This window comes from Brevibacillus nitrificans (genome assembly GCF_003710965.1).
Taxonomy (GTDB): Bacteria; Bacillota; Bacilli; order Brevibacillales; family Brevibacillaceae; genus Brevibacillus; species Brevibacillus centrosporus.
Map to the genome: position 1 here is coordinate 47,915 of NZ_RHHU01000007.1, position 22,876 is coordinate 70,790.

At 50.0% G+C, this 22,876-nt stretch carries 21 protein-coding genes; 11 read left to right on the forward strand and 10 right to left on the reverse strand.

Annotated elements, in window-relative coordinates; all coding sequences use genetic code 11:
• Nucleotides 1-6: 6 nt before the first annotated feature.
• The 6 genes from EDM59_RS12750 to EDM59_RS12775 form a co-directional block, all read right to left on the reverse strand.
• Nucleotides 7-375, reverse strand: coding sequence for a RidA family protein (locus EDM59_RS12750; protein ID WP_246011030.1), 369 nt, complete (start codon nucleotides 373-375; stop codon nucleotides 7-9).
• 200 nt (nucleotides 376-575) lie between these two features.
• Nucleotides 576-1,139 (reverse strand): NADPH-dependent FMN reductase, encoded by a 564-nt coding sequence (gene ssuE / locus EDM59_RS12755; protein WP_122923936.1) that lies wholly within the window; start codon nucleotides 1,137-1,139, stop codon nucleotides 576-578.
• Nucleotides 1,140-1,155: 16 nt separating this feature from the next.
• Nucleotides 1,156-2,151 (reverse strand): aldo/keto reductase, encoded by a 996-nt coding sequence (locus EDM59_RS12760; protein WP_183192904.1) that lies wholly within the window; start codon nucleotides 2,149-2,151, stop codon nucleotides 1,156-1,158.
• 31 nt (nucleotides 2,152-2,182) lie between these two features.
• Entirely contained in the window at nucleotides 2,183-3,049 is an 867-nt protein-coding gene (locus EDM59_RS12765) for an ABC transporter permease (protein ID WP_122923937.1), read from the reverse strand.
• Between the two features lie 16 nt (nucleotides 3,050-3,065).
• Nucleotides 3,066-3,839 (reverse strand): ABC transporter ATP-binding protein, encoded by a 774-nt coding sequence (locus EDM59_RS12770; protein ID WP_122923938.1) that lies wholly within the window; start codon nucleotides 3,837-3,839, stop codon nucleotides 3,066-3,068.
• Nucleotides 3,836-5,014, reverse strand: coding sequence for an LLM class flavin-dependent oxidoreductase (locus tag EDM59_RS12775; RefSeq protein WP_122923939.1), 1,179 nt, complete (start codon nucleotides 5,012-5,014; stop codon nucleotides 3,836-3,838). The genes EDM59_RS12770 and EDM59_RS12775 overlap by 4 nt, the downstream gene beginning before the upstream one ends.
• A gap of 389 nt (nucleotides 5,015-5,403) precedes the next feature.
• Here EDM59_RS12775 and EDM59_RS12780 point away from each other — a divergent pair, with 389 nt between their 5' ends.
• On the forward strand, nucleotides 5,404-6,726 hold the full coding sequence (locus tag EDM59_RS12780) for an LLM class flavin-dependent oxidoreductase (protein ID WP_122924054.1): 1,323 nt from the start codon (nucleotides 5,404-5,406) through the stop codon (nucleotides 6,724-6,726).
• A gap of 88 nt (nucleotides 6,727-6,814) precedes the next feature.
• Complete coding sequence (locus tag EDM59_RS12785) at nucleotides 6,815-7,867, forward strand: aliphatic sulfonate ABC transporter substrate-binding protein (protein ID WP_122923940.1); 1,053 nt, start codon at nucleotides 6,815-6,817, stop codon at nucleotides 7,865-7,867.
• 141 nt (nucleotides 7,868-8,008) lie between these two features.
• Here EDM59_RS12785 and EDM59_RS12790 read toward each other — a convergent pair whose 3' ends face one another.
• Nucleotides 8,009-8,461: a hypothetical protein gene (locus EDM59_RS12790; RefSeq protein WP_122923941.1), complete on the reverse strand. Its 453-nt coding sequence runs from the start codon at nucleotides 8,459-8,461 to the stop codon at nucleotides 8,009-8,011.
• Between the two features lie 260 nt (nucleotides 8,462-8,721).
• On the opposite strand from EDM59_RS12790, the gene EDM59_RS31775 reads away from it, so the two are divergent.
• On the forward strand, nucleotides 8,722-8,940 hold the full coding sequence (locus tag EDM59_RS31775) for a hypothetical protein (RefSeq protein ID WP_425455967.1): 219 nt from the start codon (nucleotides 8,722-8,724) through the stop codon (nucleotides 8,938-8,940).
• 248 nt (nucleotides 8,941-9,188) lie between these two features.
• Here EDM59_RS31775 and EDM59_RS12800 read toward each other — a convergent pair whose 3' ends face one another.
• The gene (locus tag EDM59_RS12800; RefSeq protein ID WP_122923943.1) at nucleotides 9,189-9,665 is read right to left on the reverse strand and encodes a GNAT family N-acetyltransferase; all 477 of its coding nucleotides are present in this window, start codon (nucleotides 9,663-9,665) and stop codon (nucleotides 9,189-9,191) included.
• A 227-nt stretch (nucleotides 9,666-9,892) separates the two neighbouring features.
• Here EDM59_RS12800 and EDM59_RS12805 point away from each other — a divergent pair, with 227 nt between their 5' ends.
• Nucleotides 9,893-10,207, forward strand: coding sequence for a hypothetical protein (locus tag EDM59_RS12805; protein WP_122923944.1), 315 nt, complete (start codon nucleotides 9,893-9,895; stop codon nucleotides 10,205-10,207).
• 531 nt (nucleotides 10,208-10,738) lie between these two features.
• On the opposite strand, the gene EDM59_RS12810 is transcribed toward EDM59_RS12805, so the two are convergent.
• Nucleotides 10,739-11,293: an NADPH-dependent FMN reductase gene (locus EDM59_RS12810; RefSeq protein WP_122923945.1), complete on the reverse strand. Its 555-nt coding sequence runs from the start codon at nucleotides 11,291-11,293 to the stop codon at nucleotides 10,739-10,741.
• Nucleotides 11,294-11,554: 261 nt separating this feature from the next.
• On the opposite strand from EDM59_RS12810, the gene EDM59_RS12815 reads away from it, so the two are divergent.
• The 4 genes from EDM59_RS12815 (at nucleotide 11,555) to EDM59_RS12840 (ending at nucleotide 13,873) form a co-directional block, all read left to right on the forward strand.
• Nucleotides 11,555-11,908, forward strand: coding sequence for an ASCH domain-containing protein (locus tag EDM59_RS12815; RefSeq protein WP_122923946.1), 354 nt, complete (start codon nucleotides 11,555-11,557; stop codon nucleotides 11,906-11,908).
• Between the two features lie 2 nt (nucleotides 11,909-11,910).
• A complete protein-coding gene (locus tag EDM59_RS12820; RefSeq protein ID WP_122923947.1) occupies nucleotides 11,911-12,354 on the forward strand; it encodes a DUF2269 family protein in 444 nt (147 codons plus the stop codon).
• 283 nt (nucleotides 12,355-12,637) lie between these two features.
• Entirely contained in the window at nucleotides 12,638-13,147 is a 510-nt protein-coding gene (locus EDM59_RS12830) for a tetratricopeptide repeat protein (RefSeq protein WP_092276397.1), read from the forward strand.
• A gap of 303 nt (nucleotides 13,148-13,450) precedes the next feature.
• Nucleotides 13,451-13,873: a GNAT family N-acetyltransferase gene (locus EDM59_RS12840; RefSeq protein WP_246011022.1), complete on the forward strand. Its 423-nt coding sequence runs from the start codon at nucleotides 13,451-13,453 to the stop codon at nucleotides 13,871-13,873.
• 27 nt (nucleotides 13,874-13,900) lie between these two features.
• Here the strand turns inward: EDM59_RS12840 and EDM59_RS12845 are convergent, their stop codons facing one another.
• Nucleotides 13,901-15,334 (reverse strand): sensor domain-containing diguanylate cyclase, encoded by a 1,434-nt coding sequence (locus tag EDM59_RS12845; protein ID WP_246011023.1) that lies wholly within the window; start codon nucleotides 15,332-15,334, stop codon nucleotides 13,901-13,903.
• A gap of 458 nt (nucleotides 15,335-15,792) precedes the next feature.
• On the opposite strand from EDM59_RS12845, the gene EDM59_RS12850 reads away from it, so the two are divergent.
• The 3 genes from EDM59_RS12850 to EDM59_RS12860 all read left to right on the forward strand — a co-directional run bounded on the left by EDM59_RS12850 (nucleotide 15,793) and on the right by EDM59_RS12860 (nucleotide 22,861).
• Complete coding sequence (locus EDM59_RS12850; RefSeq protein WP_122923952.1) at nucleotides 15,793-16,212, forward strand: hypothetical protein; 420 nt, start codon at nucleotides 15,793-15,795, stop codon at nucleotides 16,210-16,212.
• Nucleotides 16,213-16,226: 14 nt separating this feature from the next.
• A complete protein-coding gene (locus tag EDM59_RS12855; RefSeq protein ID WP_246011024.1) occupies nucleotides 16,227-21,146 on the forward strand; it encodes a DUF4132 domain-containing protein in 4,920 nt (1,639 codons plus the stop codon).
• 155 nt (nucleotides 21,147-21,301) lie between these two features.
• Nucleotides 21,302-22,861, forward strand: a complete 1,560-nt coding sequence (locus tag EDM59_RS12860) for an OmpL47-type beta-barrel domain-containing protein (RefSeq protein WP_122923954.1) — start codon at nucleotides 21,302-21,304, stop codon at nucleotides 22,859-22,861.
• Nucleotides 22,862-22,876: the final 15 nt, after the last annotated feature.

Genomic DNA, 22,876 nt, shown 5'->3' on the forward strand with positions numbered 1-22,876 from the left:
AACCGGTCAGCGCGCATTCGCCACGGCAATGGCTTCGATTTCGATGAGAAACTCTTCCTTTATGAGCCTGCTCACCTCAACGGCTGAGCTGGCTGGAGGAGTGAGCGTGTTCACGTAGGTGTCCCGAACCTCCCGGACGATTGGAATCTGCGTAATGTCCGTCATGAAAATCGTCAGCTTCACGACGTCTTCGAAACGGGAATCTACCGCTTCCAAGGCCGCTTTGATATTTTCAAAGACCTGCTTCGTCTGTGCTGCCAAATCTCCTTCCCCGACGACCTGACCCTCCTGGTTCAAAGAGACTTGTCCGGAAATGTAAATCGTTCTGCCGCCAGTTGCTTCCACTACATGAGAATATCCGAAACCTTTGGGCATCGTCTCTGGATGAGTAAAAGTGACTTTCTTTTCAGGTTGTGACACGCGCTTTCCCTCCTCGTTTCCTTCTGTGGTTTTGTTATAGCAGGAAATAATTACACATAGCAGGAGCGGAATCCTGCCCCCAAACTGCAGGAGGTATCGGTGGATGCACAAAAGCCCGGCAATCATCCGGGCTTTGCTCACGATTCTTTATGCGGCTAGCTTGTATGCCCAACCTTTCCCCGCTCTGCCAGCCAGGAAAGCTCCTGCACCAGCTGTCCGACCGAATCCTTCAATCGTGCAGCGGCTTCCTCCTGCAGCTCCCCTGTTCCATCCTCACCTTTTTTCACGAGAGCATCCAAAATAAACGCACCTGCCAGCACATGTCTGGCGCCCAAAGCAGAGATCACCGGCTTCAGTGCGTAGTCGATGGCAAGCAAATGGGCAATCGTCCCCCCGATCGCAACGGGGAGCACGACCTTGTTCTCCAGACCTTTTTGCGGCAGAAGATCCAGGAAGGCTTTCAACACCCCAGAATAAGCCGCTTTGTAGATCGGCGTGGCGATGATGACAGCATCCGCCTGCGCGACTTTTTCATTTGCCTGCACAATGGCTGGGCTGTCAAAGCGGACGTGCAGCAAATCATCAGCTGGCAAATCGCGGACATGAATCCACTCCGTTTGTTGTCCTGCTTCCTGCAGGAGTCGATCGGCCTGTGTCAGCACCGTATCCAATCTCGAGCCTTCGTATGGACTTCCTGAAATAACAACGATTTTCGCCATCTGTTTTTCGCTCCTTTTAGTTGGTCAGCTGTCTGGTCCCCGCTCGGCGGGTAATGCGGTCAATCTCCTGAATTTCCACTGGGGAGAGCGGCTTATCGAGCGCGCGTATCGCTTCCGTCACATGGGAAGCACGGGAGGCACCCAAAATAGCAGAGGTCACGACTGGGTTGTTCAGCACCCAGGCAAGCGCCAGCTGTGGCAGTGTCCAGCCTCGCTCCTCCGCCAAAGGCTTGAGCTCCTCGACGATCTGATAATGGCGTTCCTGCTCCAGCAAGGTAAGCAAACGCTGTTCTCCTGCCGCTCCCCGGCTTCCCTGTGGAGGCGCTTCTCCTTGACGATACTTTCCTGTCAAAAGCCCCCTGCCCAGCGGACTGTATACGATCACTCCGACCGCCTCCGACTCTGCGAAAGGCAGCAGCTCCTGCTCAATCTGGCGGCTGATGATGCTGTACTCTGGCTGAATGCTCTCCAATCGATGCAGGCCCAGCCGCTCACTGACCCCATGTGCTTTTGCCAGCTGCCAAGCCGCAAAATTGGAGGCACCGATATAGCGGACTTTTCCTTGATGTACCAGATCGTCCAAAGCGCGCAGCGTCTCCTCTAGCGGTGTCTGCGGATCAAAGCGATGAACCTGATACAAGTCGATGTGATCCGTGCGCAGCCTCCGCAAGCTGTTTTCCACCGCGCGGATGATGTGGTATCGGCTGAGCCCTGCATCGTTGACTCCGTTTCCTACTCGGCCGTTCACTTTGGTGGCCAGCACGATCTCATTGCGCTTTCCTTGCAAGAGCTTGCCCAGAATCTCCTCCGATTCGCCCGTTTGCAGCGGATTGCCCAGATCCATTCCCCTGCCGTACACATCCGCGGTATCGATCAGGTTGATTCCTGCATCCAGAGCAGCATCGAGCACTTCCGCAGATTCCTTTTCCCCGATCCAACGTCCGAACGCCATCGTCCCCAAACTCACCGACGACACCTTCAGCCCCGTTCTTCCCAGTCGTTGATAACGCAAATTCCTCGCCCCTCTCTTTGCCTTTTTCTTTCTATCCGTTGAAATTATCCCGCCATTTCAGCCACCTTTTCTCAAAGAAGCGCACCAGCGAATCAGTCGCTTTGCCTACGAGAGCAAAAATGACGATCCCCACGAAAACGATCGCGGTCTGCGAGAACTGCCGTGCGTCCATGATCAGGTAGCCTACCCCTTCGCTCGAGCCCATCAGCTCTGCTACAACCAGTCCCAGCCAGGCTGCTCCCAGTGACAGTCGTACACCGAGTAAAATGTTCGGCAGCGCTGCCGGGAGGACCAGCTGGGTGATTTGCTTCCATTTGCTGAATTGGAGGACGCGGGCTACATCAAACAGCTTGGCATCCACATTTCGTATCCCCAGGAATGTATTCACATACAAAGGGAAAAATGCTCCTTTGGCGATCAACAGCACTTTGGAAAACTCGCCAAAGCCAAACCACAAAATGAACAGCGGAGTCACCGCGAGATGGGGAATCGTCCGAAGCATCTGCACAGAAGGGTCAAGCGTCGTTTCCACACGCTGAGAAAAGCCGACCGCCAGCCCTGCCAAAAGGCCAATCGCTCCCCCAAGCAGAAAACCCGTTGCTGCCCGGGATATACTGATTTGCAAATGTCCGAACAGCTCCCCGCTTGCCAAAAGCTCGCTTGCCGCAAGCAGGATTTGCCAAGGTGTGGGAAGCATCGTCTCCGATACCCAGCCCACTTCACCAGCCAGCTGCCAAACGATCAGGACCGTCGCCGGCAGGATCAGCCCTTTTAGCCAAACGATCCCTTTGGCACTGCTGCGTGTCTTTGCTTTTTCCCTGGCTTTTATGGTCGGCCTGGCTGATGCTGCCGTAGTCGCTGTCGCAGCCGAAGAATAGCCTTCCGCTTGATTGCTCATTCCTCGTTCACCTCCATCAAATTCCTGAGCTATCCACCAATTCGAGTTCGTCTACTTTTTCAAATTCGTTCAAGACGAGATGCCGCAGCTCCTGAAAGGATCGGCTCGCCTTTTTCCGTGGGAAGGGCAGGTCAATCGGGATGATTCTTTTGATAGAGCCAGGCCGTGCATTCATAATGACTACCCGGTTCGCCAAAAAGATCGCTTCATCGATGTCATGGGTCACAAAAATCATGGTTGTCTTGTTTTCCTGCCAAATATCGAGCAGAACAGATTGCAGATGGGATCGGGTAAAGGCATCCAGTGCTCCGAACGGTTCATCCAGCAAAAGTACTCGCGGCTTGCGCAGCAAGGCTCGGGCAATCGCTACACGCTGCGCCATCCCTCCCGACAGCTCGCGAGGATATGCCTTTTCAAAGCCTTCCAGACGAACGAGCCGGATCAGCTCATCCACTCGCTGCCGCACCGCAGGATCCTTCAAGGACAGGTTGGCCGCGATGTTTTTTTCCACCGTCAGCCACGGAAACAGCCGGGATTCCTGAAAAATGAACCCTTTGTCAATGCCTGGACCTGTCACCTGCTGATCAGCAAGCAAAACGTTCCCCGTATGCTCGGTATCCAGACCGGCGATGATTTTCAGGAGCGTGCTTTTCCCGCAGCCACTCGGCCCAATGATGGTAATGAACTCCCCTTCCTTGGCGGACAACCGGATGTCTTTGAGCGCTTGGGTCGCTCCCTTTGGCGTCTCGAATGTTTTGTCCAGCTGATGGATCTCCAAAAGAAAGGTCATGCGCGCACTCCCTCTGTCTGCTGTCTTTCCTCCAGCTTCTTTTTTACGGCTGGCAAAAGCAGTTCACCTGTGATTTCTGCTTCTTCGAGGTGGGGGTACCCCGACAGGATAAAGGAGGAAATACCCAAGTCGATGTACTCCAAGATCCGATCCGCTACTTGATCAGGTGTCCCGACGAGCAATACAGCTCCCCCTCCACGCACAGTCGACAGCCCTGTCCACAGATTGGGCCCGATGACAAAGTTGTTGGCACGAGAGCTCTCTCTCAGCTCGTTTTGCCGTTTTTGATTGGTCGCATCTGTCTGGGTGAACCGCTGGCTAGAAGCAAGCAGCGCCTGTGGATCAACCTTGCTGATGATTTCCCACGCCTCTCTCCACGCTTCCTCCTCCGTCTCGCGAACCAGCACCTGCGCGCGAAGCCCGTAGCGCAGCTCGCGTTCACGCCCAAGCTCCGTCTTCAAGGCTTCTACCTCAGCAATCTGCTCGCGAATCCATTCCAGCGGCTCTGCCCACATCAGGTAGACATCGGCTGTCTCTGCCGCCACCCGTTTCCCTGCTGGCGAGCTGCCGCCAAAATAAAAGGGAGGATGCGGTTTTTGCACAGGAGCTGGCAGGCTTGCCCCGCCTTTCAGCTCGTAAAAGCGCCCGGAGTAGTGAAGCGGCTCCTTCCCTTGCTGCGCTGTCTGATTGCTTGCTAAAAATTTGACCGTCTGCTCATGGGAGTTCGTCCAAACGCTTTTCACGATATCCAGAAACTCTCGTGTCCGCTCGTACCGCGCATCGTGATCATCTGCCAATGGATCGCCTGTGGCAGTCAAATCCTGTGGGCTGCCTCCCGACACGATGTTGATCAAGGCCCGCCCTCCCGTCACCTGATCCAAGGAAGCAGCCATCCTCGCAGCCAAGACGGGAGCGATCAGGCCAGGGCGCATCGCGACGAGTGGCCTTAGCACCTGCGTATGCGCAGCAATCGTAGATCCGACAATCCAGGAATCAATGCATGCACCGCCAGTTGGTATGAGAGCAAAAGTAAATCCTGATCGCTCTGCTGCCTGCGCGACCTGGATCATATAATCCGCCGTCGATTCCCGCTGTGGCTCAACCCCGATATACTTTCCATCACCTGTCGTCGGGATGAACCACCCGAATTCTACTTGTTGCGCTGATTTTCCCATCTCACTCCCACTCCTTTGCTTTCTACCATGAGATTTTGAAAAAAAAAGAAGGCACAATCATCGCGGGCTTTCCCACATGACTGTGCCTCCAGCGGCCTGGTCGGCAATAAAACCAATTATTCAAACTTGTTTTGTCGGTATTGTGCGTTATCGTACCACCGTATTCGAACACACGTCAAGGGTGTCAGGAAAAAAATCCTTTCCATTTTTCTGGTTGACGCATGCCATTCTCGTTTGTTATCATCCATTTCATACCTTGCAACTCGGAATTCATTTTGAATCGCCGACCGGACTACTGGAGGCCTCCTTTCCATCGCTGCTGATGGGAAAGAGGCCTCTTTGCGTCCTTTCCAACTATTTGTCCAAAGAGGTGATCCGTTTTGAGAAAGATGCATTTGAATCTGTTTTTGTCTAGTCTGGGGCATCACGAGGCAGCGTGGCGGCATCCCGCTGCGAATGTAGAGGAAATCATCGATTTTGCCCATTTGCAAGGGCTCGCTCAAAAAGCTGAGCGGGCCAAGCTCGACTCGCTCTTTTTGGCCGACCGCTATGCAGCCTCGCGGAAAGCAGTCAAATACGGTGCCGTAAGCGGACTCGAACCGCTCACGCTGCTATCCGCGCTCTCTGTCGTAACCGAGCGAATCGGGCTGATCGCCACCGTCTCGACCAGCTTCAACGAACCCTTCAACGTCGCCCGTCGCTTTGCCTCACTCGATCATCTCAGTCAGGGGCGCGCCGGGTGGAACATCATCACCTCGGGAACAGATGGCGAAGCGCAGAACTTCAATCTGGAGCGCATCCCTGACCACCATGTACGCTACGAGCGCGCCCAGGAATTTCTCGACATCACCCTCAAGCTCTGGGATAGCTGGGAAGCCGATGCGATCATCCACGACAAGGCTTCCGGTATATATGCAGACAACAGCAAGGTACATGAGATCAACCATAAGGGCAAACATTTTGCCGTTCGTGGCCCATTGAATCTGTCACGCTCTCCCCAAGGCCGTCCGCTTCTCGTGCAAGCAGGGTCGTCCGAGGATGGCAAAGATTTCGCTGCAAAATATGCGGAAGCGATCTTCACCGCCCAGCAATCCTTGTCAGACGCACAAAGCTTCTATGCGGACGTCAAAGCACGGGCAGCTCAATTCGGACGCTCTCCTGAGCAGGTAATCATTTTACCGGGCATCTGCCCAATCATCGGCGCAAGCGAGGCGGAAGCCAAAGAAAAAGAGGCGCAGCTGCACGAGCTGACCCATCCTGCCTACAGCTTGCTCCAGCTCTCCAATCGAATCGGCTTTGATCTATCCTCCTACCCTTTGGATGGTCCATTGCCCGAATTGCCCGCTACCGAAAAAATCGCTGGCCATCAGAGCCGCACCCAGCTAATCCGGGATCTGGCAGAACGGGAACACCTGACGATCCGCCAGCTGCTGCTGCGACTCGCTGGAGGCCGCGGGCACAAGACAATAGCAGGTACCGCACAGCAGGTAGCAGATGAGCTGGAGCAATGGTTCACCCAAGATGCCGCCGATGGCTTCAACATCATGCCTCAGCTCACAAACGGCGGCCTCGATGACTTTCTCGACCAGGTCGTTCCCGAGCTGCAGCGCAGGGGCTTATTCCGCACCGAGTACACAGGAAAAACGCTGCGGGATCATTACGGACTGGACTCCCCCGTCAATTCCTTTGCGGAAACGCATCAATATCAGTAAAGGACACGGGAAAAATTCGAGAAATTCACCCATCACCTGCGCTTAGCCATAAACTTGGCTGCGCCACTAGAGAGGAGTATCCCTACAAATGCGTACCCCCAAACATTCAAACATCTGGCTATCACTGTTCATCATCCTCACCATGATGGTGCTGGCAGCTTGCGGGAGCAAAACGCAGGTTGCCGCAGCTCCACAGCAAGGACAGACCCAAGCGGCGGCAGCAGACGCAAAAGAGAAAGTCGTCGTAAACATCGGCATTCAGGGCAGCACCGGCATTTTCTCCTATGCCCGGGACAAAGGCATTTTTGAAGAAGCCTTTGCCAAAGCAGGTGCCGAGGTGAAGTGGCATGAATTCGCCAGCGGTCCTCCCCATTTTGAAGCCATTGCCTCCGGACGACTTGATTTTGGCGGCACAGGCGGAACTCCCGTTGTCTCCGCCCAAACCGGGGGCGTGGATTTTAAAGCAATCGCGGTCACCAGTGACGGCAAACGCAACAATGCGATCGTCCTCCCGAAAAACAGCCCGATCACAGACATCAAGGAGCTCAAGGGCAAAAAGATCGCCGTCGCCAAAGGCAGCAGCGCGTACAACTTCCTGTACATGGTGCTGGATCGGGCAGGACTTACGGATAAGGATGTGCAAATCATTCACCTGCAGCCGGATGAGGCACGACCTGCACTCGATACCGGAGCGATCGATGCCTGGTCGACCTGGGAGCCATACGTGACGACCGCCCTCGTTCAAACCGGCGCCAAGACGCTCGTGACCGGCGACGACCTGAACATCTTCGCCCCCGGCTTTTTGATCGCACGCACCGGCTTTACGGTCGATCATCCCGAGCTGACCGTCCTGTTCCTGAAAACCTATGAAGAGGTGCGTCAATACTACGTCTCTCACCTGGATGAAGTGACGGACGAATTTGTCAAAACGAAAAAGCTGGAGCGCGAGATCATCAGCCGCGTTTTGAAAAATTCTGCCCCGATCCTCTCCCCAATCACCCCGGAATTTGCCAAGGCCCACCAGGAGCAGGCCGACTTCCTCTACTCCGTGGGAGCCATCAAGAAGAAGCTGGATACGACGCAGGTGCTGGAAAGTAAATTTGTGGAGCAAGCTTTGAAGGAACTCAGCGAAAAGAAATAAGAAGGAGCCCCCCTTGCCTGTGTTAGTTATTGCGGGTGAGGGGGTTTAGCATTCTACATCTTCTGTTTCATAACTTTCCGCAATTATCAGACTCCCGGTGAGTCATCCAGGAAGAACAACCCAAATTCATTCATTCTTTGCCTATCTAGTTCTAGCCAATCCGAGAGCTTTATGGTCCCAGAGTATATCTTCTACGACTGTTGCTTGATTGTCTTCACACTGAACAATTAGTATGACTTCTCCCTTTTTCCCCTTTTGAAGTTCATTTTTGTTTCGTTTCAAAAGGTAAATGAACCAACTCAGGGAAACTCCAATAAGAAAACCTAAAATTGCACCAGCAGCTCCCCAGATAATTGGTCCTCCTTGCCACACGAACCCTTTACTAGCACCGATAGTACCAAACATAAAGGCAAATATCATGCCTTTATCGATAAATGACAGTTCATCTGCTCGATGGATACTATCAAGAAGTCTCGGTTCCTTTTTCCGCAAATCAAGCGGTACTGCGTAAATGGCCTTTATCCCCTTTTCTTCAAGTTCTGTAATGGCTATTTCAAGTAATGTTGAATACTCAAACGTAGCTAAAATTTGCATCGTTTTTCATCTCCAATTGTGATGAGATGCCCCACTGGTTGGTAATTTTCTATAAGGTATTGTCTTTGAGCATTATCAAAGAGTTTGTTATTTTCCACGGTGTTTGTATAGGCGTCATAAATTGTAAAGAAATAATAGGAGGGGAAGTTCATTAACCATTGCTTATCGAGGACGGATGAGGAGGTGGCAAGATCCCCTAAGATTTCCCTGTAATGCCTTCTTACATTCCATGGGATATTACATTGATGCCTGTTACTGTGATGTTCTTCCTACAAATAAAACCCAACTTTAGTCCATTGATTAAGGCTATTCTTTTTGCGCTCATCTCTTCGTTTGTTGCCGAACCAATTATTGCATGGCTGGATTTGTATATCCCTATTAAATGGGAGTATATCTACTCCTTTCCCATTCAACTTGTGATCTATTTACTGGCACATGCACTTAGCAAGCATCAAGCTTTTGCGCCATTAGATCGTTGAGGTATCCGGCATCCATTCATGCTTTTGCAATTCTCTGTGGCCTTTTGCTTCATTCGTGAAAGTAACTCCTCCCACAATAATCACCCCAACTTTCCTAATGGCATGTTAGGAGAAAAGTAATCGGACATAAAATCCATCCCTTAGACAGTTCAGGGCTTGGATTTCTTTTGTTTGATGCTTGCTTTAGCGTAAACCTGCCTATTAGCATCGTATAAGCTGCCGGTGATCGCAGCAGCGTAATGTTGTCTTCAAATACTTGCTCCATCCCAGTGCTTTTCCATAGCTTCTTCACATCGAGAAAAGCCATTTCTTGAATAAAACTGCACGCTATCGCTACTTGGCCAAAGTATAAGAAACTCGACCCCATGCTCTTTTGACCATTTTTCCATGGTATTATGAATTTTGGATCCGATGCCTTGGTTCCTAAAAGCAGGGCGAGTATAGACATTGGTAACGTAACCGTAATGAGGATCTGGAGATTTCCCTGGCCTTGGAATTTTATGTATTAAATGCAGATACATATGCGAAACAAGACTTCCATCAACTTCTGCAACCCAAATGTACCAATTTCCGCTTTTTATCGCTTTTTCTAAGAATTCACTGCATACCTTATGGAATTCCTCAAAGGAAACCGCTTGATTTGGATGTTCTTCTTCTGAGAAGTCCCAGCGCATTTGAACAAGATGTGGTATGTCCTCAAATGCGGCCAAACGAACAAGTGCCATACTTTCACCCCTTGGCTTGTAATATCTTCAAGATTACCATGCCATTGCAGGAAACTGCTCGATAGCTTAGAGAAGCTACAACATCAACTACAGCAGCTTTTGATGCTTTGCTAGAGAGCCAGAAATTTCAATAAGTTTTATGAACGATTACGTTTAGCACATGTAATATTGTGTCTATTTGGAAATCGATTAAACGGATAAAGTAGCCGTACTAAGGAGGCACCCACTTGTCTCAAAAATTCACTTACCACGATTGGGTATTGGAGCAAAAGTTATCTCCCGAGCAAAATATTGCCCTATCTATTTTACTTCGTTTAATGGCAGGTAAATTAGAAGGAGAGATTCTACCAGAAATTGAAAAAAAGATACGATCAAAACACCCAGGGTTGGCCCATATTCTGGATATTCCCGAAATCAGTCAGGAAATGGTCTTTACAACTCTCGAAGCGAATCTTTCTCTACCTAGAGTCCAAATATCTCGTATGTTCGAGGGTATTCAAAATCAAGGCAATTTCGCAAGACTTGCAGAATTTATGAGATAGTGAGGGTGATTTATGGTTTCTGCCCCACAATTCACTGTTGTACTGTCCAATCATTTTCCCGTTGTAAAACACAATAACCTGCAAGTATTCTCGCATTCTACTTATCTTTTCACTTGGTATTGCCAGCACTTATATTCAAATAGGTTTAATGTCGCAGCCCCTCAAATAAGCCATGTTACATTTTGCTAAACTGGCCTATAAGCACATAAAAGCCACCCGTCAATCTGAACTGCACCCCGTCAAGTAGACATAACAAATAATAAAAATCGGTTAAGCGGCCTTGGCCCTGAATTCCATGGGACTAAGGCCGTAGATAATCTTGAACGGCTCGAAGCTTAAGCTCCACCGAGTAAGTTCGATTGCGAGATTGAATCTCTAGCCCTTTGTATCCGTACACCATGAAAAAGCTCCCCTTTTTTAGCAGGTTTTATTATTTCACCTGTCTACTTAAAGGGGAGCATATCATTAGCACCAGCAGCCTCTATTTGTGTTTGCTCCGCTATCGATCCCGCTGGTTCAATAACCAACCGCTTAATTTGGGATGGCTTTTGACAGAGCACGAACCATGTTGAGCAGCGATGACAATGTGGTAGAATCCGTTACACTGCCATCCACCCCCATCACCCTGCTGACGAATGGTACCGCAATCGCTGCATCCTTTGGAATAGCTGCGCTCATCATCTTTAAGGTTAGTGTCAGCGAATGCAGAGCTGTTGAGCCGCCATCTGGATGCGGAGAAGCGCTCAAGACAGCTGTCGGCATATTCATGAACTCACCGGAGGATACGACCCAATCCAGCGCATTTTTTAACGAGCCTGGTACTCCTCTTGCATATTCTGGCGTACATATCACGCACGCATCCGCTGTCCTCAATTCCTCCCTCCATTCTCTCACAGCTCTATGCACCTGCGTTTCGTCACCATCTAAGTCCGGGTTGAAATGTGGTAAAGACGCGAGCCCTTGATACATACGAAATTCCATACCAGCGGGCAACATTCCTCCGATGGAAGAGAGCAACCGTGTATTAGAGGATTGCGTACGCAGACTTCCGGAAATGCCTAACACGATCATATTTCGTTGTTGCATTCACTTCACCATCTTTTCCATTTTGGTAACTACATTATAGAACATGACATCACAGTCAATTAGATGACCATATCTGCCCAATAGCTTTTTCACAAGGCTGCTGGATCATCCCCAGCCCCTGATGTTTGCGTAGCGCCACTCGTCGGGAAGGCGTCATCGTGACTGTTAAAGACTGACCCTTCCGTTCAAAGTCGTGTGTTTGTGCATTCATCGCTCGACTTATGATAAAGTGGTTTTGAAGAAAAGAGGAGGATGGCACGTATGCAAAATCAAATGGGTTCTGACGCTTTGCCGCCAAAAACCTGTACAATCGATCGTTTAATTACCGTGAAGCCGGATATCGAGAAAGTATTGTCGGGACAAAAAACAGCCACACGGCGCAATGGACGCTATGCAGATGTCGGTGAAATCATGACGCTCGAAGGTCACGATTTTGTAATTGACAAGGTTTATTCACAGTCGCTCGGGGAGTTAACGGATGAGCATGCCAAGCAAGAGGGGTATTCAAATGTAGAGGAATATAAAGAGTCCATTCTATCCTCTCATCCAGGGATGCCCTGGCTGCCGCAAATGAGAGTGTGGGTCCATGAATTTAGCCCGGACAAGAAAAAATAACGGTGAGCATTTTATTATATAAGACGATTCTTTATCTACATATTCTCAGTGCTATGATGTCCATTGGCCCGTTTTTTGTTCTGTTACCCATGATGAAAAAATTGCGAGAGGCTGACCTCGCCAAACAACAAGCCTATCTAGATACATTCAGGTCTACCACACGTTTGGCGAAGCATGCCGGTCATATTTTGGTCATATCCGGGGTATTGCTTGTCATGGGTGGATACTGGTCATGGAAGTCGTCCTGGATCGTGATAACTGTATTGATCCTGGTATGCTCCTTGTATTTCCTGGCACGCGCATTTTCGCCGAAGATACGGAAGTTTAATGAAGCTGACCAGGACAAGGATAAATGGGTGCAGTCGCTTACACGTTCGATCTGGATCTATTTGTTTCTTTTGCTGACCATGTTATGGTTCATGGTGGTGAAGCCTGAGGTATGGTAGAGATGATCGTCCTTCACTTGGCTGAGATGGGCTCCTACCTGTGTTCTCGTTCACTGACGGAAAAAGACGCCACTGGTGTCTTTTTCTTGTTTGTTAACGCGCAGGTTAAATCTGCCGGCTTTGATCTTCTTTTTATTCGACAAACAATTCCTCGATGTGGATACACCCGGCGGATGATGCTGGTGCTCGCATATTTGCAAGCCTGATACCCGTTAGCGAAATGAGAGTCATTTTTATGTTAAGATAGTCTCATCTAAGATTTCCAACCTTGGGATGTGAAAATATGACAAGAGACGAATTGAGCAAATTAATTGAACGGCGTGAAGAAGGAAGAGCCAAGCAAGATCAAGCAATATTAGGTGAGGTTAGAAATCACTTATTAGAACTACTTTCCTATTACCCTGATGATGCGGAGATCAATTACCAAACCGGAATAGCCCATGACAATTCCGGCCTTGGACGTGAAGCTATTCCATATTATGAGCGAGCTCTTGAATTGGGTCTTTCTGGGCCTGATCTTGAAAGATGCCTAATGGGATTGGGGAGTACATACCGCTACTGGGGACACTACCAAAGAGCCGTTGAGACGTTACGCAGAGGAATGAGCGAATTTCCAGAGAACCGGGCAATTAAAGTGTTTCTCGCTATGGCCCTGTACAATAGCCAAAGTTACAAAGAAAGCGTTGAGCTGCTGATTACAAATTTAATGGAAACTACCTCAGATGAAAAACTTCATTACTTTAAACGCGGAATATTGGCTTACAACGAAGACCTTGATGAAATAGCCGAATAAGTACAAATTAAATGCAACTATCACGGCTGCTTTTTAATTTTATCTGTTTTTAGCCTCCAGTTTCTAGGTATACTATCGTTCCCTAATATTCTGCCCGTTACCGTAACAAAGCTGCCGATCATCATCGCGGCAGCTTTGTCGTGGTACATTTTTTCGTTATCGATACTGCTTAGCTCAATGAGGGCACGGTTCTTCGCAGCCACTAGTAACACATTTGCTCCCATGTCCTTAATACCGATTACACCTCTATGCTACTATGCTAAAATTCAATATGCTATCTTCCATCGCGAGGGGGTTGTTCATTTGATTCGAAAAGCATTGCTGAGCGATGCCCAAGAGATCGCTAGGCTCTCAAGCCAACTGGGCTATCCAGTGAATGTCGCCCAACTTGAAGAGAGACTCCACTATATCTGTAACCATAACGACCATATTGTTTATGTGATGGAATCAAACCACGTTTTGCATGGATGGATTCATGCTCATGTACGTTTCTTAATCGAATCGCCACCATTTGTTGAGATAGCTGGACTGATCGTCGACAGCGCCTATCGAGGAAATGGGATTGGCAAACAATTAGTACAATCATGTGAGGAGTGGGCAGCAGCATCCGGATTCACAAAAATTAGAGTGCGTACCAATCTGACTAGATCAGATGCCGTCCCATTCTATAATCGAATGGGTTTTACATTAAAAAAATCGCAGCATGTGCTCGATAAAGAAATGTAGTGATCGACGCCCTTTCTAGCAAAAGGTTTACATCCCTATCTTCGATGCACGTTTCACCCGATACATGGCCTCATCTGCTATCTTCAGTAGCGTCGTCATGTCAGAAGCCTCTTTCGGAAATAAACTCACACCTGCACTAAAGGTAATCGGGATTTCAATCCCTTCATGGTTAAAGGGCAGCTTGTTGAAAAGCGATAATCGCTCCTCTACCATCTTATTTACATCCTTCCTTTGATCCGTACAAGAGATGACCAATACAAACTCATCTCCCCCGATCCGTCCTATCAGATCACCTGGCTGTGCATCTTTTGTTAACATATGTGCAATATGCTTCAGGTATAGATCCCCAACGAAATGCCCGTAGGTGTCGTTGATTGGCTTGAAGTGATCAAGGTCAATTAATACCAGAGCAAATAATTCGCGCTGTTCCATCTTTTGCTGCAGTTGTGCCTGGAGCCCTGTCCGGTTATACAGATCGGTTAGAGAATCATGGTGCGCCAGGTACTTGTAGCTTCTCTCCGATTCCAGTAGTTTACGTTCCGTTTCCTTTAGAGAAGTAGCATCGGTAAGGTGTATGACAAACAGCTCCTCACCGTTCTCCTCAATCAAATCAATGCCCATAAGCAAATCCATATAGCCTCTGCTAGGGTTATAGATTCGCATCTCTCCTTGGGCCTCGTACTTCTTCTCCTGACAGTACAGCGCTAACCAGTCACTAAAATTCTGCTGATCTTGAAAGGGAAAGTGACTCAACACATCACCAACGGGAATCCCTTCAAACCACTGTTTTGCCTTGGGATTCATTTCTCTGATTACACCCTTTTGATCCAAAAGAAGTATGGCATTCGGAGCGGATTTAAATAGGATATGAAAAAGCTTGCGGTAATCCGGCATCAGATCATGTTTCCCGATCAAATGACGAAGGGCAATCCCCCAGAATAAATAACCTACAAAATAAAGGATCATTGCATTGCGTGAGGTTACAACCTTCATTTGCAGGAGAGACGTGACCAGGACAAACCAAGAAAATAGGGCAAACAAACTGAGCAGCAATGACAGCAAAATCTTTTTTTGTTTTTTTTCACGCGTACGAAACCAGGAAACGATGAGTATAAGGACCGATAGCAGTATATAACCCGCTACAAACAGAACTGTGAGCAGCAGAAACAGCGGATCCAGAGGACTGCGGCCATCCGTCACAGCAGCGTTGTATAATACCCGATGATCCTTGCTCAATAAAAATGCAAATAATAGGAAAAACGGTGTCGTATAAATGACGGGTAACCATCGTTTTAATGAAATCGTTGCAGGACCGCCAATGAGTATACACAGATGGACCAAGAAGCAAATGATCAGCAGGAGCATCGGGCCATTTCCATACAAAACAATCTGCATCTGATACTCGGGCAGCAAAGACGTTTTCAGGTATTCCCCTAGAAAATAAAACAGATAAGCTAACATGAGCAGCGAAGCAACTCGATTTACCTTACTTTTCTTGTTTCGAAAAAATAAAGTAATGGCCATATAAAAAAAGAAATAAGTAGGCAGCAAAATCGTTAAAAAATCCATAAAAAGATCGTTCATGCTCATTTACCTATCGTGCCAAGTAGATTGATACAGGCCAAAAGCGACCTACTATCTACAACAATTATATCTCGGATGAACAAGGATTTCCCTAGCGAATATCACCAAAAGTGACTCCTTTGCGAAGTTGTCCGTGGTACCCCTTCCTTAGAGAGCCGCTTTCTCTATTCTTGAGATACGTCCCCCGTCATAATGTAAGCCCAAAGCACCACCTCCCCTCCTTGCCGCATAGGTCCTTGTATCGAAACCTGCGCAAAAGGTACTAACAATTTGGAAAAACAACCCAATATTAAGTAAGATGAGTGTAGTTGAATTTGAAAGGAGGGACTCTGATTATGCGACTGTCCGTCACTGTCAAAAGCATCGGGAAACGCAAAAACGCGCTTTCCCGCATCCCCGTTGAACTGCAGCCGTCACCTCAGACATTGCGGGAATTGATCTCTGTGCTGGTAGAGTGGAACGTTCGCGGCTTGCAGGAAAGACAGCAGCAGCTCTCCCTCGTTCCTTATCTGACCGAAGGAGAAGTGCAGGAGCGAGCGGAGAGTGGCAAGGTCGGATTTGGTGCCATCTACAATGACGCTGCACCCGATATTACCAAAGCGATCGATACAGCGATTCTCGCCTTTGAGGATGGACTGTACCGCGTATTTATTTGCGAGCAAGAAGTAGAGTCGCTCGATGTCCCTCTTTCCCTGAAAGAAGACGACGATGTTGTGCTGATCCGATTTACGATGCTTGCAGGAAGCTTATGGTGAAAGGAGATCCTTTGATGATCGAACAACGGCTGAAAAATGTTCCTGCGCCTCTTCACAGCTTGGCTGTGCTGCTGGCCGAAATGAGCAATAGCAGATACATAGACGATCAGGACATGAATGCGTGCAAAAAACAGCTGCACGATTTGGCAGCTGGCGATGAGAAGCGCCTGTTTGAGCCGCTCATCCAGACTGCCGATTATTTGCTTGGCGAAGAGCTTGCCCCCGTGCACAAGTATATCGTGCGCCATGCCTCTTCCTACCCGTATTCGCAGGGATATGTGCGACGACCGTTCCGAACGGCAGAGGCATCGCAGCAAATGAACCTGCTCATCCAAAAGACGGTTTCCCTTTTGATTATGGAGAAAGAGCAGTTCCGCCTGTCCGAATATTTGGGTGTGCCGAACTATTCATTATCGAACAACTATCAGATTCGTCTGGTCCTCGCAGACGTCATCGCGTATGAGCTCGATCAGAGCAACCAGCCTGTCCGAGATGCTTTGAAGGACATCATCTACGGAGAGAATCAGACGGCTCTTCTCACTCACGAAATGATCAAAGGCATGTTCATGAGTCATCAGGAAGACATGTACCAGATGGCTGGTGAGCTGCTTAAGGCTGCCCGGCTGCAAGAGGGGCTGCGGCAGAGCATTGTCGAGCGGATGGATGAAGGAACACTGGCCGCCAATCTTTACATGCTCAAGCTGATCATCGACGAAGGCTACATTCGGTACAGCTCGGTCGTCCGTGCGCTTAGCGTCTGGACCGGTATGGCTCTCGAAGCAGCCAGTCAACGAGTAGCCGGACAGCTGATCGAGCAAGCATATCGCGCTCTGACAGATTCCTCAGTCCGTGAGCAGTGGCTCGCAAGCACCAACGCCAACGAAGTGTATATCGCACTGTGGGCAACTGCGGTGTACGAGGAAAAAGATCTGTACGAGCGTATCGAGCAGCTGATGGGCAACGGGCAGCGCCACCAGAAAATCGTCGCGCTCTATGTGCTGGCGAATAGCCAAAACCGCGAGCTGCGCCTGCGTCTTGCCCGCGAGCATCTGGATGCTTCTGATCCCGAGCTGCAATACTGGGTGCTGACAAACTACTGCTATCAGTACTACCCGCTCTGGCGCAGTCCAGATGCTGACCCGGACAGTCCTACCCTCTCCTTTGAACGGGTAGAGCCTCTCGAGGACAAAAAGGAGCGCCTGCGCGATTTTCACTTGCTGCTTGCCATGTTTGACGGGATGACCAAGGAATATTCCGCTCCATCGAAAGCGCTGGATTTCGTACACATCCAGTACACCTCGGACCTGCCCATTCAAAAGCTGCTTTATCTGGCTGCTTACGACATGGACAGCGATTGGATCGCGCAGATCGTCTCTCGCAAGGATCAAATCAGCCCGGATCAGCGCGGTGCCTTGCTGTCCCATTTTATAGCCGACAAACATCATCCGGTATTGCGCAGCTTTGTTTTCGAGAGCTTGGCGGATAAAAGCATGAAAAACCGCGAAAACGCGCTCAAGCAAGTCACGGGCATGCAGCTGTCCGAAGAAGAGCTGCGAGCTATGGAGGATCTGCTCAAGCTAAAGACCGGATCCCTCCGTCAAAGCACCATTACCCTGCTGCTGGGTCAGCCGGAAGAGCTGCTTGCCGCCTCCTTGAACCGGTTGCTGCAAGCCAAAAACGAATTGCAGCGCTTGGGCGGACTGGAGGTATTGGCAGAGGTCTATCAGGATCGTGAGCGTACCGAGCAATTCGAGCGCCTGCGTCCTTTGGCTTCGGTCATCGACAGCCCGACCGCAAAGGAAGCCGCTCTCCTGGATAAACTCGGGAAACAAAACAGTGTCAGTAAAACGAAGGGCTTTGGCTTGTTTGATCCTCAGGTAACAGAGCCATGGCTCCTCGAAAAGCAAGACACTGCCCCTTTTTCGTTGGAGAAAGATGTCTTCACCCTCTCTCTAGATGACGTAAAGAAATTCATCCAGGGCTTGGATGCACTTGTACATACCCACCGCGATGTGGAGTACGTTTCCGAGTACTATTCCGGTTACAAAGATACGTATTTAATCGGAACGAACCTGCGCGAGCTGTACCCCTATCAGAGAGAGGTCGAAGGCTCTTACCTGGAGCGCTACCCTTTGCACGAGGAGTGGCGTGGCTATCTGGAGCAAAGCGGGATGTCTGCACATGGACTCATGCAGCTTTCCTTTTTCACGATGCTGGAGAATTTCGACCAAACCCTGAACCATTTCTACAGCTGCTTTTCCAACGAGATGGACTACAGCGAAATGCAAAAGCATAAATTGCTCGAGGGCTGGCGCAAAGCGTATATCGGGCACATCTACCCCCTCTCCTTTCTATTGGAAATCCAGCAGGCTTTTGCCCAGCTGACGTATTGCAATCAAGTCCAGCAGATCGTTCGCGCCTACTTCCTAGACAGCGAAAAAGCGGAGACGTTTGCTTGCGTAAATCTTGCCCTTAACAAGGTGATCCAGGAAACAGAAGCATGGGAGCAAGACAACAAGTCCGGCGTTTTCGAATTGGTAGCAAAGCCATGGCTGTACATGGCACGTGGACGCGCCTACGACGACAGCTCATTCAAAACGTTCTACCATTCCGCCTTTGCTTTCGATCGAGTCGTAAACGACCCTCAGAACAGCTCTTGCTTGCAGCTCGATGAACGCCTGCGCGCCTTTGAAAAGGGATGGATCGGGGAAGCTGAGCTGTACAAAGCCCTGCTTGGAAGCGGGGACAGCGCAAGCTACATGTGGAGTCTGACCTCGGGGCAATACGGCTCTCTGCAGGATCGCCCCAAGATTATGGCCATCCGTGATACAGCCGTAGACCGCATCGTCAGCATCGAGCTGGAACGCGGAGATCTTCCGACAGAAGTGACACCGCTCGTGACCAGGCTCCAGCGCATTGAGGGCATGCGGTACTGGGTTCGGCTGCTGGCAGGGCTCGATCAGGATGCTTTCGTACGCGGATATGTGTACAGCTACAGCGGAAGCCTCACCAAGAAGGAAGCCTTTAGCCATCTTCTGAAAAACTGCCATCCGCGCCCGGGTGAAGATAGCAAGCTTTTGGGCGAGCTGCTCAAGGAGCACAAAGGCATTACCGAAAAACGTCTGCTCGAAGCTGCCATGTACGCCCCTCAGTGGATCGACCTGGTCGCGGAGCACTTGGGATGGCAAGGTCTGCGTAGTGCCGCCTGGTATTTCCACGCACACATCAACGAAAACTTTTCAGCCGAAAAAGAGACGATCGTCGCTCACTACTCGCCCATTACGCCGCAGGATTTCAACGATGGCGCCTTTGATATCCGCTGGTTCCAGGAGGCGTATCAAACGTTGGGTGAAAAACGCTTCAAGCTGCTGTATGAGTGTGCCAAATACATCTCGGCTGGCTCCAATCATCGCCGTTCGCAGCTGTTTGCCGATGCTACTCTCGGCAAGCTCGATCTCGAGAAAATGAAGACCTCGGTCCAAGAAAAACGCAATAAGGATCACCTGCTCAGCTACAGCTTGATCCCGCTGCGGGAGGAGCTGGATTTGCGGCAGCGCTACGACTTCATCCAGCAGTTTTTGCTGCAGAGCAAAAAATTCGGTGCCCAGCGCCGGGCAAGTGAAAGTGTCAGCTCGCAGATCGCCCTGGACAATCTGGCGCGCAATGCCGGTTATCGGGATGTCACGCGTCTGAAATGGGACATGGAAGCCCGCAAGCTCGATGAGATGCGAGCTCATTTCGAACCGTACGCGCTTGACGAGGAGACCACTGTCCAGCTGGTTGTCGACGAGGATGGCCAGGCGGATATGATTGTCAGCCGAAAAGGCAAGGAGCTGAAATCCGTACCAGCCAAGTACAAAAAGCACGAGTACCTGCTGCATCTAAAAGAGCTGAAGTCGGAGCTTACCGAGCAGTATCGCCGCGCACGTCAAGAGATGGAGCGCTCGATGGTGTCGGGCAACTCCTTTACCGGTAAAGAGTTGGCTGCACTCGATGGCAATCCGGTTATTCGTCCCCTTCTCCGTTCTCTGGTGCTCAAATACGGTGACCATCTCGGCTACTACGAGGGGGAGATTGCTTCCTTGCGAGCCCCGTCTGGTCAGCTGGTCGGCTTGACGGATGAAGATGAACTGCTGATTGCCCATCCCGTCCATCTGTATGAGAGTGGACAATGGAGTGCCTTCCAGCGCGATCTGTTTGAGCGCCAGCTGCGACAGCCTTTTAAGCAAGTATTTCGAGAGCTGTACCTGCCGAATGCGGATGAATTGGCCCACGCCACACATTCACGCCGCTATGCAGGTTATCAGGTGCAGCCGAAGAAAACAGTCGCTCTCCTAAAGGGCAGGCAGTGGACGGTCAGCTATGAGGAAGGCTTGCAAAAGGTCTTTTATTCCGAAAACCTGATTGCCAGCCTGCATGCCATGGCGGACTGGTTCTCCCCTTCGGATACGGAAGCGCCTACCCTGGAGGTCATTCAATTTGTCGACCGCGCGACCTACAAGAACGTGGAGCTGAGCAACGTTCCTCTCGTCCTTTTCTCAGAAGTCATGCGCGATGTCGATCTGGTGGTCAGCGTGGCCCATGTCGGCGGCGTTGATCCGGAAGCGAGCCTGACGACCGTCGAAATGCGCCGCGTCATCGTTGCGGAATCGCTGCGTCTTTTGAAGCTCGGCAACGTGCGTATCGATGGCAACTATGCTCGCATCGAAGGAAGCCTGGGAGAGTTCGCGGTTCATCTGGGCAGTGGCATGGTCTTCAAGCAGGCAACTGGTGCCCTGCACATTATCCCGGTACACTCGCAGCATCGTGGACGCCTTTTCCTGCCCTTCCTCGACGAAGATCCAAAGACGGCGGAAATTTTGTCCAAAGTAGTGCTGCTGGCGGAAGATACGAAGATCAAGGACCCGCAAATATTAATGCAATTGCAAAGCTAGATGGTTAAAAACCCCTCTGAGCAGTCAGGACAAAAGTCAGATTTCCTTCGTGCTTGGAGGGGCTTTTTATTAAATTTACAAAATAAGGAAGGTCTTTCTTTTCTTTGAAAGAACTATATCAAAGATTTGTAAATCAAAGAGAGGGTGAAGGAATTATGAGGGTTAGAAAAAGGCTTTTTCATTTTTGGGTAAGTCTGCTGCTGCTTGCGCTATCGCTTGGTGGGGGCATCCGTTTGGCTCAGGCCGCCGAGCAAGAGGACAGTCCCTACCAGCCCGTACTCTACGAGAACAGCAAATTCTTTCACATGTCCGCACCTGTCAGCTGGTTGACCATTACGATCAGCAAAGGCGACAAGCTGCTAGCCACGGTTACCACCTACGGAGAAGATCGCCGCTCCACCTGGGGCTACCAAACCTACCTCGATACGTCCCTCTTTCATAAAGGGGACATCATCACATTTCAAATCTACGATCCTACCCAAGAAAAAACCTACACAGTCCCAGTCGAAGTGCAGCCGACCTCCTCTACCAAAACCACTCCTCCTACCAAACTGACAACGATCAAAGAAAAGGATACCCAGATTCGCGGAGAAATCCGCGGCGATGTTCTGTACGGTTTGAAATCTCTCGTAACCATCACAAGAGATGACGAAACGGTGGCCCAAGGCATCACAAACGTCAACGACGACGATTCCCAGTTCTTCAACATTCCGTTGGCCGAAGGGGTATCCCTTCAAGAAGGTGACCAACTGGCATTCACAGCGGAAACTCCCGGCTTCTTGCCCAGCGATTCCATCGAAGCGACTGTACATGCATCCGATTATTCTCCAGAGGATGAGGAAGCGGTCAACCAAGATGTCACATGGCTGCAAGAGACGATGAGCTATATGGAATACGTCCCGCCCAGAGTGGATCTTCCCACCGCAGGCATGAACGGGACAACGATCACTTGGTGGTCCAGCAAGCCTGACGTGATTGCCCCCACCGGGGAGATTCCTCCCCCCGAGAAAGACGAAGAGTCCGTCACCCTGAAGGCAACCATCACCAAAGGGAACGCCTCCAAAGCAGTAGAATTTCAGGCCATTGTCCGAAAGCAAAAGGATTCCACGCCCCCGGTGACCACACTGAAGCTATGCGAGAAATGCGCGCCCTCTGCACAAGGCTGGTTCAACCAATCCGTCTCCTTTACGCTGTCTGCCATAGATGATCAATCCGGTGTGAAACAAACCGAGTACCAGCTGACCAAGAAAAAATGGGAGCGCTATAAAAAAGCCGTCTCCGTCAAAAAAGAGGGCATCTACCAGATTCAGTACCGCAGCACCGATCTTGCAGGTAATGGAGAAGAACCGCAAAAGTTCGAGCTGAAAATTGACAGGACTGCCCCAAAGCTTGACGTATCGGTCAACAAATCCAAGCTGTGGCCCGTCAACCACGAGCTGGTTCCCATCCAGGTGAAGCTAAAGTATCATGATTCCTTGTCTGGGCTTCATTCCGTAGAGCTGGTATCCATCACAAGCAATGAAGCAGATATGAACCCGGATGATATTCAAGGAGCGGATTACGGCACAGAAGACACCTCGTTCCTGCTCCGCGCAGAACGGACTGGGTCAGGCAAAAAGAATGCACCGCGCATTTACTCGATCACGTATGTGGCAAAAGATGCAGCAGGCAATGAGACGAAAAAAGTCGTGCAGGTAACCGTGCCGAAAAAATAACGAGGAAACAGGAAA